A 14,960-nucleotide genomic window follows, 5' to 3' on the forward strand; every position below is an offset into this window, starting at 1 on the left:
GCTGGTGCACTGTCGTCATGAACACGCACACCTCGCGTCCGCGCCCCCTCCGGAACGTCACCGCCACGGCCACCGCGACCGGTTCGGCCCTCGCTGTGGTGCTGATTCCCCTCGTGGTCGGGGCGTTGGTGGCGCGGCAGGTCGGCGGCGACCCGATGGCCTCCGTCAACGCCCTGATCGCGGGTGGCGGCGAGCGGGCCAGGCTCGCGCCGGGCCAGTTGCCCGTCCTGCGGACCATCCGGACGGCACCCCGCAGGACGGTCTGCCGGCTGGCCCGGCGGCAGCGGCTCCTGCCCCGCGGCGGGGGCGGCAATCGGACGGGCCGTCGCCTTGGCGACTGTCGAACGTAGTTGGCTGCTTTGCGACTTCTCCTGAGAGTTCTCGTTCGAGTTTCAAGCAAGTCTTGAGGATTTCGTGTAGAAGACTGTCGGAACTCTGGAAAACCCGTTCGGAGAGAGATCGCGCGTGAGTGAACCGACAGGCCCTGTCTGCCCCCAGTGCGGTACGCCCCGGGCGGTGGACGGCACCCCGGCCTGTTCCTGCGCCGAGGAGGCGTCGGAGGCTCACCGCGACTCCCGAACGGCACAGGCGGCGGCCGCGGAGGACTTCGACCCCGTACGGATTCGGCCGTTCGTGAAGGTCGGCGACGACACCACCGAGCCCCACGACGGCCCCGCCACCGGGACGGACCAGGCCGACGGCTCCGCGTACGCGCCGGACGATTCCACGCGGGAGTTGCCGCCCTACGCCGAGGATCCGGGTCCGCCGAGTGCCCTGGGTGAGCGACTTCGCGCCGATGTCGGAGACCACGACGGCGGGCCGCGACGCCGGAAGATGCTCGCGGCCGGTGCCGGAGCCGCCGTGTTGGCCGCGCTGGTGGCGGCGGGTTTCGTCAGCGGACTCCTCTCGTACGACGCCCCCTCACGGGACGGCTCCCTGCCGGACGACGTCCGTGCCCGGCTGCCGGAGGCGGCGTCCCAGGAGGACACGACCTCGACTCCGCCCCCGTCCGGCACGGCCGCACCGAGCCGGACGCCGGGTACCCCGACCGCCTCCCCGGACGCGACCCCCAGCGAGAGCCCGGCCACCCCGACCGGCTCCGCCGACCCGACCCGGACCCCGTCCAACAGCGGTGCCACGCGCACGACGGACCCGCTGCCGACGGGGAGCGCCGAGCAGAACCCCGTTCTCGGCTTGGGCGACCGGGGCCCCGAGGTCACCGAACTCCAGCGACGTCTGCGCCAGGTCGGTCTCTACAACGGGGACATCGACGGCGAGTACGACCGCGAGGTGGAGAGCGCCGTCCGTGGCTATCAGCTCACCCGCGTCGTGCTGGACGACGAGTCGGGCGTCTACGGCAGGCCGACCCGCACCGCGCTGGAATCCGAGACCTCACAGCCGTGACCCACGCGGCCGGCCGCCCGCCCGCCCGCCGCGGTTCCGCGGGTCAGACGCGGTCGGCCACGATCAGCAGATACTGGAAACTGCCGTTCCCGTAGGCGGTGATGAAGGTGTCCTCGATGCCGGTGGCCAGATGGTCGGCCCGCTTGCGCAGTTCCCAGTAGGGCAGGGCGGCGGCCGTGAGGTCCTGCACGTGGACGGGCACCAGACGGTTGCGGGACAGCGCGCGGAAGTACGCGGAACGCGGGTGGACGTCGCAGATGTAGTGGGCGTTGATGAGCGACACCTCGCGGGAGGCGCGCCCGTAGGTGTCGTTGTAGCAGCCGGTGATCGTCACATAGCGTCCGCCGCGGCGCAGCAGCCGGGCGTGCTCGGCGAACAGCAGGTCCAACTCGACGTACATCGTGGACTCGTTGTTCCAGGACGCGGCGAACTCCCCGGAGGGCAGCCCCGTGTCGAGCATGTCGCGGTGGTGGTAGCGGACCCGGCCGTCGATGCCGCGCCTGCGGGCCTGGTCATTGGCGAAGTCGGCCTGCTTCTGCGAGATCGTGACGCCGTCGGCGTGACAGCCGTAGCGCAGATGCGCCACCACGCTGCCGCCGCCGCGCCCGCACCCGGCGTCGAAGACGCGGTCGGTGGGGGAGAGCGGGCCCAGCTGGTGGGCCAGCAGTTCCGCCTGGGCCTGTTCCAGGCGGTGCAGTTCGGCGGTGACCCGCTCCCGGCGGCGCGCGGGGTCGGGGTCCTCGTCGAGGACCGACCAGTCGGCCTCCCCGACCCCGTAGTGGTGGTGGTACAGGTCGTCGATCCTGCCGAGTTCGAGGTTGACCGGGTTCTCCTCGGCGTTCCAGTAGTCGGCGACGCGCCGCTGGTAGGTGGATGGGGCCGGGGAGGGGACCTGTGACCGGTCCGGCACGGGTGCGGCGGGCGGGGTGACGGCGTCGGTGAGGGTCAACGGTGGCTCCTTCGCTGCGATCGGACGGCGGCCGTGCGGTGCGTCACCAGTAGTCGGGGAGGCGGTAGCGGTCGGTGTGGGTGGCGTGCCACTCATGGCTGCCGGCCATCCAGGCGGCGAGAGCGGTGGCATAGCGCTCGATCGGCGGGGAGGTGGCGGACAGCGCCGCGGACTCCTCCTCGAACGCCTCCATGACCTGGTTGTGGATGTCGACGGCCTTCAGATAGGCGGCCTTCAGTCCGCACCGCTCGTTGGCGGCGATCACCACGGGCAGATTCAGATGGCCCGGATCATCGGCCATCTCCTTCATGAAGGAGTACAGGTCGTTGACGATCGTGGCCGCGTTGCCCGCGAGGGCGGTGATCCGCTGGACCTCGGGCCGCGCGTAGAGGGCCTCCGGCAGCTCCCAGCCGTCCACGGCGTCGACCACCGCCAGACAGGGCCGGAAGTTGTTGAACTGCCGCATCACCAGGTACTCCCACACCCGCGGCATGTGCTCGGTCTCGGCCCAGGCGGCCTCGCCGAGATAGCCCAGGTGCAGCCGGGCCAGGTCGTGGACCAGCCGGTTGGTCTGGCTGGGCGTGGCGAACACCGCGTAATCCCGCAGCGCGAAGCGGTACGAGCGCAACGGACCGTCGGCCCGTACGCCCTGCTGCCACCGCTCCTCGCACTCGGGGGTCCCGTGGAACGGGTCGAGCGCCGACTGGGCCATGAGCAGCCGCCCGCCGAGGCCGCGTGGCGAACCGCCCTTGCCCTCGTCCACCTCGCAGTACACGTTGTCGACGAGATGCTCCGCGAGGAGCAGCTTCCCGGCGGCGGTGAGATGGTCGAGTCCGGCCGCGCCGGGGTGCGAGAGCACGACCGCCCGCCCGAGACCGAACCGTTCGAACTGCCCCCGCCACTCCTTGGGGACCAGGCCGAGGCGGTCGGCCCACGCCACGAGCCTGCGGTCGACCTCCGCGACCCTCGCGGGGTCGGCGGGCACGGGCGGCCGGTGCCGCAGCCCGGGAATCGCGCCCCCGCCCCGGGCGCGTCCGGATCGGGTGAGGCCGGGCGGCCCCGGCAGCCGGGTCGCCCTCGTGGCGGCGGAAGCCGAGGGTTCGCTCATTCCGGCATCCACCCGATCTGCACGTTCTCCAGGATCCCGGCCGCGTCGGGCACCAGCACGGCCATCGAGTAGTAGGCCGTGACCAGATAACTCATGATCGCGGTGGTGTCGATGCCCATGAACCGCACGTTCAGCGACGGCTCGTACTCCTCGGGGATGCCGGTCTGGCGCAGGCCGATGACACCCTGGTCCTTCTCGCCGGTGCGCAGCGCGATGATGCTGGTCGTGTGCTGCGGACTGATCGGGATCTTGCCGCACGGCAGGAGCGGAACCCCGCGCCAGGCCGGTACCTCGTGCCCGCCGAGGGTGACCGTGCCGGGCATCAGTCCGCGCCGGTTGCACTGCCGGAAGAAGGCCGCGATCGCCTTCGGATGGGCGAGGTACATCCGGGTCTTGCGGCGCATCGACAGCAGTTCGTCCATGTCGTCCGGGGTCGGCGGCCCGGAGAAGGTACTGATGCGCTGGCCGTAGTCGACGTTGTGCAGCAGCCCGAACTCGCGGTTGTTGACGAGTTCCCACTCCTGGCGCTCACGGATCTCCTCGATGGTCAGGCGGAGTTGCTGCTCCGTCTGGTCCATCGGATGGTTGTAGAGATCCGCGACCCGCGTGTGCACGCGCAACACGGTCTGGGTGAGGGACAGTTCGTACTCGCGGGGCGCGAGGTCGTAGTCCACGAAGCCGCCGGGGAGCGTCTGCTCGCCCACATGCCCGGCCTCCAGGGGGACATCGGCCTCGCCCTTGCGGTTCATCGGCTTGCTCTGCCGGTCGGCGAAGGCGTCGAACTGGGCCCGCAGCGACGGTGTGCGGTCCACGAACGCCATCAGGGTGTCCCAGTTGAGCGCCAGCACCACTGCCGCCGTCTCGGCCCGCACGGAGCTGAGCCACAGCGGGTCGGCCCGGCCGATCGCCTCGTCGCCCATCCCGTCGCCGTCGGCGATGACACCGAGGACCTCCTCCTCGCCGTACTTGCCGGTGGTGTAGCGGGTGAACCGGCCGTGCACCACGAGGAACGCCTCGGTCACCGGTTGCCCGGCGTCGACCAGCACCTGGCCGGCCCGCACCTCACGGACCCGGAAGCGCTGAGAGATCTCCCTGAGCGCAGCGAGGTCCGAGTAGCCGCGCAGCGCGGGCAGTTCGGTGAGCGTCTCGGGGATCACCTTGACGTCGTCGGCGCCGTTCTGGTCGAACTGCACCCTGCCACGGCCGACGCGTAGCTGGAGGCGCCGGTTGACCCGGTAGGTGCCGCCCTTCACGTCCACCCACGGCAGCATCCTGAGCAGCCATCGGGAGGTGATCGCCTGCATCTGCGGTTCGGACTTGGTGGTCGTCGCGAGCTGACGCGCGGCCCGGGTGCTCAGACTGGTGCAGTGGGGTCCGTCGGCGGGATCCGGGGCGCTTTCGGAGGAACTCACGGGGGCGGTCACTTTCCCTCCCGAAGGGTGAGCGGACGTACGCGGATGTGCCTGGACGCGCGGGAACCCGGGCGGACACCGGGAGACCGGTCGACGGCGGTACCGGGAACCGGGGCGGACACGGGAGACCGGTCGACGGCGGTACGGGAACTCGGGTGGCGCGCGTACGACGTTGGCGTGGGCGGATTCCGAGGTGATGGACGCCGGAGCGGCGGCGGTGAGGCGGCGCGTACGGTTGTCGCGGCACGCGTCGCAGGGAAAGCCAAGCAGACGGGGTGGCCGGCCGGGCACCGCGTGAAGGGGGCGACTTCACGTCCTCGGGATGCGGAAACCACCTGCTGAGGCAGAGGCGGGGCCGCTTCGCGCACTCGCGCCCCTCGCCCGCCGCGGCCCCCGGCGCGGAGGGCGCACAACACCTGCCACGCGCGAGGGGCCGCCCGCGGGCGGCCCCGTGTGTCCAGACACGGACGGGAGATGTCGCCGGGGGCGCACCCGGCCCGTACGGTTTCTGAGAACGCGGGGCGACAGGGATCCGGAGGGGGTTTTCGTGACCGAAGACGACACACCTGGCGACCTGGCCGCACGGCTCACCGGCTGCCCGGCCGCCGGGGAACGCCGGCTCTCCGGCGCCCTCACCGAGGTCACCCTCGACGACGGCCGGGTGGTGATCGTCAAGCGGGGCGACGGACCGGGCGCGGCACGGGCGGAGGCGGCCGGACTGCGCTGGCTGGCCCAGGCGGAGACGGTTCTCGTCCCGGCGGTGTACGGCTACGAGGGGGACCGCCTGGTGATCGACCGGGTCCGGCAGGGCTCGCCCGGCACCGCGGCGGCGGTCCGCTTCGGGGAGACCCTGGCGGCACTGCACTCCGCGGGAGCGCCCGCCTTCGGCGCCGCACCGCCCGGCGGCCCGGACCACGCGTACATCGGGCGTGCCCCCATGCGCAACGTCCCGGGCGGCGACTGGCCCGGCTGGTACGCCGAGCACCGCGTGCTGCCGTATCTGCGGCGCGCGATCGACGACGGCACGATCCACCGGGCCGAGGCCGTCCTGATCGAGGACGTCTGCGAGCGGCTGCCCGATCTGGCGGGACCCGCCGAGCCGCCCGCCCGGCTGCACGGCGACCTGTGGAACGGCAATGTCCTCTGGGGCGCCGACGGCCGGGCCTGGCTCATCGACCCCGCCGCGCACGGCGGCCACCGCGAGACGGACCTCGCGATGCTCGCCCTCTTCGGCTGCCCCCATCTCGACCGGGTGCTCGACGGCTATCAGCGGGTGGCGCCCCTCGCCGCCGGCTGGCGGGACCGAGTCGGCCTCCACCAGCTCTTCCCCCTGCTGGTCCACGCGGTGCTCTTCGGCCGCGGCTACGCGGAACAGGCCCTCGACACGGCTCGGGCGGCGCTCGCGCACTGAACGCGGGCGCCGCCCGGGGCGACGTGAACGGCGAGGAGAGCGACGGGACTCGTCATTGAAGCCGCTGTCACGGCGGTGAGAAGGAAGCCCCCTCATGGCCTCGCCACGGCCACGGTAACAGTCGCTCGGGACGGCGGTCGCGCGGGTTTTCCCGGAGCGGCACGAAGAACCGGGGGGGCGCCGTGCGGCGCCCCCCGGTTCGAGGTCGAGGGCGAGGAGAGCGAAGGGACTCGTTTCAGGAAAGGAATGGAGAAGGAAGCCCCTTCATGGCCTCGCCGTCGGCAACGCTAGCACTCAGCCCGGGATCAAGTCGCGCAGGTTTTCGAGGGTGATGACCCGGGAGTCCGGATGCAGCCCCTCGGGGCGTTCGAGACCGATGTACGTGACCGGCTCGTCCGGGACGGACGTCCCGTCCCAGGACTCCACGCCTGTCGCCCCGTCCGCGTCCGTCATCAGGCCGACGAGGTACCGCACGGTGAGCTGCTCCCGCTCCATGACGGCCTTCACCACCTTCGACACCGACGCCTGGTTCTCCTCGACCCGGTTCGCCGACGAGATGCCATTGAGGTACAGGTGCAGCCACTTCGCCCGCCACTCGCCGTCCCGCTCGCGCTTGAAGGCCAGCGGCAGCGCCACCCGGCCCGGTCCCCGAAGCTCCGACTTCATCCGCACCGTGCGCGGTTCGAACGGACGGCCCTTCTGTTCCCCGTCCCGCAGCATGAACCCGAAGAACGACTCCTCGACCTCCTCGAACCCCTCACCGGCGTAGATGTTCACCTGCGGAACGATGAAGGTGGCCCGCACGCGGTCCAGCCGCAGGTTGATGAACTCCGAGGCCCCCTCCGGCGCCTCCGTGATGTCACCGGAGTGCTCGCCCCCGACCGTCTTGAGCGAGGTGTACGACAGCCAGGCGTCGGTGCCGTAGTCGGCGTGCAGCAGCAGCGCCGACAGGTCGTAGTCGGTCCGGTGCCGGCTCTCCTTCCAGTACACGAAGAAGCGCAGCAGCTCGCCGTCGACCGCCGACACGGAGCCCCGCGGCAGCACACCGAACCCGGCGGTGGTCGCCCGGCCGCTGAGCGGCAGCGCCACGTCCAGGACGTCCGGGTCGACCAGCAGCCGGCCCGGCGCCGGGAGCCGGCGCCGCAGCTCCGCGTCGAGGGCGGCGATCAGGCGCTCGCGGTCGGGCGCCGGCACGGACGGCCGCATGTCGGCGGCCACCCACGCCCGGCCCCGGCGGTTGACGAACACCCGGCGCTCCCCGGACTCCCGCTCCCGGTTGAGCAGATGCTCGCGCACCGCCAGCACGACCCGGCCCGACACCTGCGGGGCGACCTCCACGGCGGCGGCCACCACCGCGTCCCGCCCGTCCTGGTCGGGTGCGGTGCGCAGAAGATGGTCGAGCGCCCGGAACAGCTTGCCGGGAGCGGACTTCAGCAGGCCGACGGCGCCGAGGACGTCGTCCTCACCGAGCAGTTGCTGCGCTCGGCTGTCGAAGGACCGCGCCTCCTTCTCTCCCCGGGCGACGGCGAACACGTCGGCGGCGTGCGGCCACTGCGGGTACTCGTGAGGGTGGAGACGCTCACCGAGCCGCTTGAAGGGCTCGCGGTACGCGTGCACGTCGCACAGCTTCGCGGGGTTCGCCGCGACCACGGCGTCCAGACCCGCGAGCAGTGCCCGGCGGACCGGGCGCGGCACCGTCCGGAAACGGGTCGGCTCCCGCAGCGTCACATCACCTCCCGACAGCGCGCAGGCCAGCCGCAGCACATCGGTGACGGTGTCCAGGAGCAGGTCGGCGCCCACACCGAGGCGGGCCTCGTTGACAACCGCGCGGTTCTCCCGGACCGGGATCGCCTCCGGCTGCGGCCCGGCAGCGCACCGGCCCGCGAGGAGCCTCAGGTCGGCCAGGTGCTCCTCGCCCAGCGGCGTGCTGCTGCCCGCGAGCGCCAGGTACAGGGCGGTGACCTCGTCGTCCAGGTCTCCGCCGAGGTGCAGGACGGTCAGCCGGTCGCCCGCCGAGGCGATCAGCTCGTCCTGCACCGCGAGCATCTCCTCGTAGGTGTGCTGGTAGCGGCCGTACGACGGCAGGCTGAGCAGGTTCAGCACACCGCGTGCCAGCTGGGAGAGCACGCTGTCGCGCGCCTTGCGGTCACGGAGCGCCTCGGCGACGCACCGTGTCCAGAACTCCTCGGTGTCCGGCACGTTCACGGGGAAGTCGATGAAGTACGCGTTGTGCGCGACATGGTCGCCCACCATCTCGCGCACCGTGCGCAGTGTGCGGGTGGCGGTGTGCACCACCGCGGCCCGCGACAGCCCCGACAGATGCCCCAGCAGTTCCGCCGACAGCTTGAACCCCACGGACAGCAACGCGGCGTCGAACTGCCGCGCCGCGGCGGCACCGTCCCCCGCGGACCCCTCGGGGGCGGGCAGGCGGTGGGTGTGCCGGAGAACCACTGATGCGAGACGGTTGACCATTCCGGGATGATCGCAGAGGTGTGCGAACCGCCGCACAGGAGTTTTTCCCGCGCCGGGGCCGCCCGCGTCCCGGTGGTCAGCCCGCCGGTGTGCCGAGCCGCAGCCGGTTCCCGTCCGGGTCGCGCGGTTCGATCCCGCGTACCCCCGGAGCCTCCTCCACCGGCACGCCGAACGCGGCGGCGAGCGCCTCGACGTCGCGGACGCGGAGGCACACGAGCGTGTCGGGGCGGGCGTCGCCCTCGTGCTCCGACAGGAACAGCCGTATCCCGCCCCGGGCGACCTCGACGAACGCGGGGAGCCCCGGCTCGAAGCGGTGCTCCCACTGCTGGGCGAAGCCCAGTCGCTCGTACCGGGCGATCGCCGCTGCGGCGTCCGCGACACGGAGAACGGGGATGACGTCCTCGTCCATGGGGCCCATCGTGGCAGCCTCCCGGACAACGCGACCGACGCCCGCCGGCATCAGCGCCCCGCGTGCGTGTCCCGTCTGCGGCGCGCGTGGTCCAGGAAGCCCTCGAGGGCCAGTTCGAAGGCGGCGTCCGCGCGGTGGTCGCCGACCGCGTCGAGGGCCTCCGTGAGGCGCGGCGTGGCCGTCTCGTCGACGACCTCCCACATGGCGGCCGGTGCTGCGAGGTCGAGGGCGGAACCGAGGACGACGTTCTCCAGCGCGACCAGCACAGGCATCACATCGGGCAGCGGGAAGCCCGCGTCCAGCAGCAGAGTGACGGCACGCTCGTACTGTTCGAGGACGCGCGGGGCCCGTACCGGGGACGTCATCAGCAGCGGAATGGCCCGGGGGTGGGCGGCGAAGGCGGCGCGGTAGGAGCGGGCCCAGGCCGCGAGGGCCTCGTCCCAGGGGCGCAGCTCCAGCGCGGAGACGTCGATGCCCTCGGTGACCCGCTCACGCAGCAGTTCCACGATGCCGTCCCGGCCGTCCACATGGTGGTACACCGAGCCGGTCTGCACCCCGAGCCGCCTGGCGATCTGCGGGACGCTGAAATCGCCCTGCGCGTCGACGAGTTCCAGTGCGGTGGTGGTGATGCGCTCCCGGTCCAGCAAGGGCGTGCGCGGCCGTCCCATGGTGTCCGTCCTCTTCGGGGTCTTCCCAGCGGTCGTGTCGAAGGCTACATTGCCCAAACCGAAAGCCTTTAGGTTTACCGGCCCGGGCCACCCCGCCCACCCGGTGGCCTCGTCCCCGCAAGCAGCCAGAAGGGCTTTCCCCATGACCGTCACCCCCTCCGCACCCCGCGCGGACCTGGCCGAGAACGACGCGCCCAGCACGTTCTCGCTCCGCTCGGGGTCGCTCGGCACCACGGACATCGCCTTCTTCGTCGTCTCCGCCGCGGCCCCGCTCACCGTGATGGCAGGCGTCGCCCCGCTCGCGATCCTGATGGGCGGCATCGGCGCCCCCGTCGGCTATCTGCTCGCCGGTCTCACCCTCGCCGTCTTCGCCATCGGCTTCACCACCATGAGCCGCCACGTCCGCAGCGCCGGCGCCTTCTACGCGTTCATCACCCGAGGCCTCGGCCGCCGGGCCGGCATCGGCGCCGCGCTCCTCGCGCTGATCGGCTACAACGGCATGGAGATCGGCGTCTACGGCCTCCTCGGCACCGCCACCCGCGACACCGCCCGCTCCCTGTTCGGCGCCGACATCCCCTGGCTGCCCGTCTCCCTCCTCGGTCTGCTGCTCATCGGCTACGGCGGCTACCGGTCCATCGACTTCGGCGCCAAGGTCCTCGGTGTCCTCCTCGTCGCCGAGACCGGCATCCTCGTCCTGCTCGCGGGCGGAGTCCTGCTCGAGGGCGGCGCCGACGGCCTGTCCCTCGCCTCCTTCGCGCCCGGCAACGTCATGGTCCCCGGCATGATCGCCGTGCTCGCCTTCGCGTTCGCCGCCTTCACCGGCTTCGAGTCCACCGTGATCTACCGCCGGGAGGCCCGAGACCCGGCCCGCACCGTGCCGCGCGCCACCTATCTCGCGGTCGCCTTCCTCGGCCTGTTCTACGCGTTCATCGTGTGGACGGTGATCCAGGCGTTCGGCGACGCGAAGGTCATCGCCACGGCCGGCTCGAACCCCGCGGACCTCTTCTTCTCCGCCATCACGGTCTACGTCGGGCCCTGGGCTGCGGACCTGATGCACATCCTCATCGTCACCAGCGTCCTCGCCTCGCTGCTGGCCTTCCACAACGCCATCAACCGCTACGGGCTCGCCCTCGCCGAGGAGGGCATCCTCCCCAGGGCCCTGGCCCGCGTCCACCACCGCCACCGCTCCCCGTACGTCGCGGGCCTCGCCCAGACCGTCCTCGGTGCGGTGGTCGTCCTCGCCTTCGCCGCGGCCGGCGCCGACCCGTACATGCAGCTGCTGCTGTGGGTGAACACGCCCGGCATGCTCGCCCTGATGGTGCTGCAACTGCTCGCCGCGATCGCGGTGCCGCTCTACTTCCGTCGCCTCACCCATGGCGAGGGCGCCCTGCGCACGGTCGTCGCGCCCGTCGCGGCGGCGGTGCTCCTGACCGGCGCCATCACCCTGGTCGTCACCCACCTCGACCAGTTCACCGGCGCCTCCACCACCGTCAACACCGTCCTCGCGGCCATCGTCCCGGCCGTCCTCGTCATCGGCATCGCCCTCGGGTGGTGGCTGCGCCGGTCCAGGCCCGACGTCTACGCGGGCTTCGCCGCCGAGCCACCGGCCGAAGCCGCCGAGTGAACCGCCCCACCTGTCGCCCCACCTGTCGCCCCACCCCGCAGAGGAGACGCCTCCCCATGCCCACCGCCGATCTCGTCATCACCGGCGCCCACATCCGCACCCTCGACCCGCACCGGCCGTACGCCTCCGCGGTCGCCGTACGCGACGGGCTGATCGCCGCGGTGGGTGACGAGGCCGACGTCCGGGACTGGCGCGGACCGGGCACCGAGGCGGTGGACCTGGGCGGCGGCCGGCTGGTGCCCGGCCTGGTGGACAGTCACAGCCACCCCGTATGGGGCCTGGACCTGGCCACCGGGCTCGACCTCACCGCCGTACGCGACCTCGACGGTCTGCGCTGCGCGCTCGTCTCCGCGCCGCGCACCGACGGCTGGGTCATCGGCTACGGCCTCGACCACAACGCCTTCGAGGGCCGCCCCGTCGACCGCGCCCTCATCGAGGACGTCCTGGACGGCGCACCCGCCTTCCTCCGCCTCTACGACGGCCACTCCGCCCTCGCCACCGAGGCCGCGCTGACGTCCGCCGGCATCACCGGGCCCCGTGCGTTCACCCAGCGCTCCCACATCGTCGTCGACGCCGACGGACGACTGACCGGACACCTCGTCGAACACGCCGCCATGGAGCTCGTCACGGCGGTCATGCCCCGCCCGTCGTACGACGAACGCCGCGCCCGGCTGGTCGAGCTGCTGAACGCCATGGCGGCCACCGGACTCACCGGAGCCCATGTCATGGACCTGGGCGACCTCGACCTGATGAGCGCCGTGGCGGAGGAGACGGTCCTGCCGCTGCGGCTGCGCTTCGCGCCGTGGTGCATGCCCGGCGCCGACGGGGACGACCTCGCGGAACTGATCGCCCTCCAGGGCCGGGGCGGCCGGCACTGGCAGGTGGGCGGGGTGAAGTTCTTCATGGACGGCACCGTCGAGGGCGGCACCGCCTGGCTCGACCACCCCGACTGCCATGGGCAGGGCACCGACGCGTTCTGGCCCGACCCGGCCGCGTACAGCGACGCCGTACGCGTGCTGCACCGCGCCGGAGTCCGCACGGCGACCCACGCGATCGGGGACGCCGCCGTACGCCATGTGCTCTCCACCGTCGAGTCGCTCGGGCCCGGCGGGCGGCACGTCCACCGGGTCGAACACATCGAGTCGGTGCCCGACGACGTCGTGGCACGGTTCGCCGAGGTCGGGGTCATCGCCTCCATGCAGCCCCCGCACACCGACTACACCCGGGCCGATCTCTCCGACGAGTGGTCGGCGCGGCTCGGCGAGGAGCGCGCCTCACGGGCCTGGCGGCTGCGGGATCTGCGGGACGCGGGCGCGGTCGTCGCGCTCGGCTCGGACTGGCCGATCGCCCACCATGACGCCCGCGGGGTCCTGGCCACGGCCCGGGCGCCGCGCGGGGCCGCGTCGTCCCGGGCCGGGCTGAGCGGGCTCCAGGCGCTGGAGGGTTGCACCACCCACGCGGCGCTCGCGGCGGGGGAGGAGGCCGTGGCCGGCCGGATCGCGGAGGGATACCGGGCGGATCTGACGGCGCTGGGGCTCGACCCCGTCGACGCCCCCGCCGACGAGGTCGCCGAGGCGCCGGTCCTGCTCACGGTGACGGGCGGGCGGGTGGTGTATCGGGGGAGCGAGCGGTAGCACCGTGGGGGCCGGGCCGGGCCGGGCCGGGCCGGGGCCGGGGCCGGGGCCGGGAGGCCGGGGGCTGAGGGTCGGCCACCGTGATCACCGGCCCTCGGCCCTCGGCGTCCAGCCCCCGGATCACGGTTCGCGCAGATCCCGCACTCGCTTCAGCTTGCCCACCGAACGCTCCAGGCTCTCCGGTTCGACGACCTCCACCTCCACCGTCACGCCCACCGCGTCCTTGACGCTCCCCGTGATCAGGTCGGCCGCCCTCTCCCGCCGCTCGGGTGAGGCGCCCGGGCGGGCCTCCACCAGGACCGTCATGTGGTCCATACGGCCCCGGCGGGTCAGCCGGATCTGGAAGTGCGGGGCCACGCCGGGCGTGCGCAGCACGATCTCCTCGATCTGGCTGGGGAAGACGTTCACGCCGCGCAGGATGATCATGTCGTCGCAGCGGCCGGTGACCTTCTCCATGCGACGGAAGGCGGGGCGGGCGGTGCCGGGCAGCAGCCGGGTCAGATCGCGGGTGCGGTAGCGGATCACCGGCAGCGCCTCCTTCGTGAGGGAGGTGAAGACGATCTCGCCGCGCTCGCCGTCGCCGAGGACCTCGTCCGTGAGCGGGTCCACCACCTCCGGCAGGAAGTGGTCCTCCCACACATGCAGCCCGTCCTTGGTCTCCACGCACTCCTGGGCCACGCCCGGGCCGATCACCTCGGACAGTCCGTATATGTCGACGGCATGGAGGTCCGCCCGGTCCTCGATCTCCCGGCGCATCTCCTCCGTCCAGGGCTCCGCCCCGAAGATGCCCACCTCCAGGGAGGTGGAGCGCGGGTCGACGCCCTGTTTCTCGAACTCGTCGAGGAGGGTCAGCATGTAGGACGGGGTGACCATGATGATCTCGGGGCGGAAGTCCAGGATGAGCTGCACCTGGCGCGCGGTCATGCCGCCGGAGGCCGGGATCACCGTGCACCCGGCGCGCTCGGCCCCGTAGTGCGCGCCGAGGCCGCCGGTGAACAACCCGTAGCCGTAGGAGATGTGGACCTTGTGGCCCGGGCGCCCGCCCGCGGCCCGGATGGAGCGGGCCACCACGTCCGCCCACACCGACAGGTCCCGCTCCGTGTAGCCGACCACCGTGGGGCGCCCGGTGGTGCCGCTGGAGGCGTGGACGCGCCGTATCTCGGACATCGGCACGGCGAACATGCCGAACGGATACGTGTCCCGCAGATCGGCCTTGGTGGTGAAGGGGAAGCGGGCCAGATCCGCGAGGGAACGGCAGTCGTCGGGGCCGACGCCCGCCGCGTCGAACTTCTTCCGGTACAGCTCCACGTGGTCGTACGCGTGCCGCAGGGTCGTCCGCAGCCGGTCGAGCTGGAGTGCGGCCAGCTCCTCCCGGGACAGGCGCTCGCCGTCGTCCAGCAGGTCGTGGGGGAGCGGTTCGCCCGGGCTGCTCATCGCGACTCCTTCGTCCACCACGCCCTACCGGGCCGACCGAACATTCGGTCACCGTGCGTCACGGTCACGGTATCCACGGGTGCCGTCGCACTGTCAAGGGCTCGTCGCGGCGCTGCGGAGACGCGGATGGGTCTTGCCCGACCGCTCGAATCACGTCACACTGATACCGAACGAATGGTCGGTTGGGAAGCTGGTATCGATGACGACGACGGATTCCGCCGGGGCGCCGCCCGAGGACGCGCTCCAGGAGCACTTCGAGGCGACGATCGCGCGGGACCAGCGGATCGAGCCGCGGGACTGGATGCCGGAGGGCTACCGCAGGACGCTGGTGCGGCAGATCGCGCAGCACGCGCACTCGGAGATCATCGGCATGCAGCCGGAGGGCGAGTGGATCACGCGGGCGCCGTCCCTGCGCCGCAAGGCGATCCTGTTCGC

General features: G+C 72.4%; 13 protein-coding genes. 6 read left to right on the forward strand and 7 right to left on the reverse strand.

The window, feature by feature from the left end; genetic code table 11:
• The first annotated feature begins 17 nt into the window (after positions 1-17).
• Both ACZ43N_RS27510 and ACZ43N_RS27515 read left to right on the forward strand, forming a co-directional pair.
• Complete coding sequence (locus tag ACZ43N_RS27510) at positions 18-350, forward strand: hypothetical protein (protein WP_468101197.1); 333 nt, start codon at positions 18-20, stop codon at positions 348-350.
• A 115-nt stretch (positions 351-465) separates the two neighbouring features.
• Positions 466-1,404: a peptidoglycan-binding domain-containing protein gene (locus ACZ43N_RS27515; RefSeq protein ID WP_468101199.1), complete on the forward strand. Its 939-nt coding sequence runs from the start codon at positions 466-468 to the stop codon at positions 1,402-1,404.
• Between the two features lie 43 nt (positions 1,405-1,447).
• Here the strand turns inward: ACZ43N_RS27515 and ACZ43N_RS27520 are convergent, their stop codons facing one another.
• From ACZ43N_RS27520 to ACZ43N_RS27530, 3 genes are read right to left on the reverse strand one after another with little or no spacing between them, the layout of a single operon-like run.
• Positions 1,448-2,353, reverse strand: coding sequence for a geranyl diphosphate 2-C-methyltransferase (locus ACZ43N_RS27520; protein ID WP_468101201.1), 906 nt, complete (start codon positions 2,351-2,353; stop codon positions 1,448-1,450).
• A gap of 43 nt (positions 2,354-2,396) precedes the next feature.
• Entirely contained in the window at positions 2,397-3,461 is a 1,065-nt protein-coding gene (locus ACZ43N_RS27525) for a family 2 encapsulin nanocompartment cargo protein terpene cyclase (protein ID WP_468101203.1), read from the reverse strand.
• Complete coding sequence (locus ACZ43N_RS27530) at positions 3,458-4,885, reverse strand: family 2B encapsulin nanocompartment shell protein (protein WP_468101204.1); 1,428 nt, start codon at positions 4,883-4,885, stop codon at positions 3,458-3,460. Before ACZ43N_RS27530 ends, ACZ43N_RS27525 begins: the two co-directional genes overlap by 4 nt.
• 535 nt (positions 4,886-5,420) lie before the next feature.
• Between ACZ43N_RS27530 and ACZ43N_RS27535 the strand changes: the two genes are divergently transcribed.
• The gene (locus ACZ43N_RS27535) at positions 5,421-6,284 is read left to right on the forward strand and encodes a fructosamine kinase family protein (protein ID WP_468101206.1); all 864 of its coding nucleotides are present in this window, start codon (positions 5,421-5,423) and stop codon (positions 6,282-6,284) included.
• Between the two features lie 294 nt (positions 6,285-6,578).
• Here the strand turns inward: ACZ43N_RS27535 and ACZ43N_RS27540 are convergent, their stop codons facing one another.
• The 3 genes from ACZ43N_RS27540 to ACZ43N_RS27550 all read right to left on the reverse strand — a co-directional run bounded on the left by ACZ43N_RS27540 (position 6,579) and on the right by ACZ43N_RS27550 (position 9,833).
• Positions 6,579-8,756 (reverse strand): TerD family protein, encoded by a 2,178-nt coding sequence (locus tag ACZ43N_RS27540; protein WP_468101208.1) that lies wholly within the window; start codon positions 8,754-8,756, stop codon positions 6,579-6,581.
• Positions 8,757-8,832: 76 nt separating this feature from the next.
• The gene (locus ACZ43N_RS27545) at positions 8,833-9,165 is read right to left on the reverse strand and encodes a glyoxalase superfamily protein (protein WP_468101209.1); all 333 of its coding nucleotides are present in this window, start codon (positions 9,163-9,165) and stop codon (positions 8,833-8,835) included.
• Between the two features lie 50 nt (positions 9,166-9,215).
• Positions 9,216-9,833 (reverse strand): TetR/AcrR family transcriptional regulator C-terminal domain-containing protein, encoded by a 618-nt coding sequence (locus ACZ43N_RS27550; protein WP_468101210.1) that lies wholly within the window; start codon positions 9,831-9,833, stop codon positions 9,216-9,218.
• Positions 9,834-9,975: 142 nt separating this feature from the next.
• Here ACZ43N_RS27550 and ACZ43N_RS27555 point away from each other — a divergent pair, with 142 nt between their 5' ends.
• Positions 9,976-11,457 (forward strand): APC family permease, encoded by a 1,482-nt coding sequence (locus ACZ43N_RS27555; RefSeq protein WP_468101211.1) that lies wholly within the window; start codon positions 9,976-9,978, stop codon positions 11,455-11,457.
• Between the two features lie 56 nt (positions 11,458-11,513).
• On the forward strand, positions 11,514-13,091 hold the full coding sequence (locus ACZ43N_RS27560; protein WP_468101213.1) for an amidohydrolase: 1,578 nt from the start codon (positions 11,514-11,516) through the stop codon (positions 13,089-13,091).
• A gap of 120 nt (positions 13,092-13,211) precedes the next feature.
• Here the strand turns inward: ACZ43N_RS27560 and paaK are convergent, their stop codons facing one another.
• A complete protein-coding gene (paaK, locus tag ACZ43N_RS27565) occupies positions 13,212-14,525 on the reverse strand; it encodes a phenylacetate--CoA ligase PaaK (RefSeq protein ID WP_468101215.1) in 1,314 nt (437 codons plus the stop codon).
• Between the two features lie 199 nt (positions 14,526-14,724).
• On the opposite strand from paaK, the gene ACZ43N_RS27570 reads away from it, so the two are divergent.
• Positions 14,725-14,960: Phenylacetic acid catabolic protein (locus tag ACZ43N_RS27570; protein WP_468101216.1), on the forward strand; the 236-nt coding region annotated here is incomplete at its 3' end.

The sequence above is a fragment of the Streptomyces sp. NPDC030814 genome, from assembly GCF_055572155.1.

Bases quoted from the DNA above. Each gene is read 5' to 3' on its own strand.
- ACZ43N_RS27560 (WP_468101213.1), top strand. From the start codon at position 11,514: ATGCCCACCGCCGATCTCGTCATCACCGGCGCCCACATCCGCACCCTC.
- ACZ43N_RS27550 (WP_468101210.1), bottom strand. From the start codon at position 9,833: ATGGGACGGCCGCGCACGCCCTTGCTGGACCGGGAGCGCATCACCACC.
- ACZ43N_RS27525 (WP_468101203.1), bottom strand. From the start codon at position 3,461: ATGAGCGAACCCTCGGCTTCCGCCGCCACGAGGGCGACCCGGCTGCCG.
- paaK (WP_468101215.1), bottom strand. From the start codon at position 14,525: ATGAGCAGCCCGGGCGAACCGCTCCCCCACGACCTGCTGGACGACGGC.
- ACZ43N_RS27540 (WP_468101208.1), bottom strand. From the start codon at position 8,756: ATGGTCAACCGTCTCGCATCAGTGGTTCTCCGGCACACCCACCGCCTG.
- ACZ43N_RS27510 (WP_468101197.1), top strand. From the start codon at position 18: ATGAACACGCACACCTCGCGTCCGCGCCCCCTCCGGAACGTCACCGCC.
- ACZ43N_RS27545 (WP_468101209.1), bottom strand. From the start codon at position 9,165: ATGGACGAGGACGTCATCCCCGTTCTCCGTGTCGCGGACGCCGCAGCG.
- ACZ43N_RS27555 (WP_468101211.1), top strand. From the start codon at position 9,976: ATGACCGTCACCCCCTCCGCACCCCGCGCGGACCTGGCCGAGAACGAC.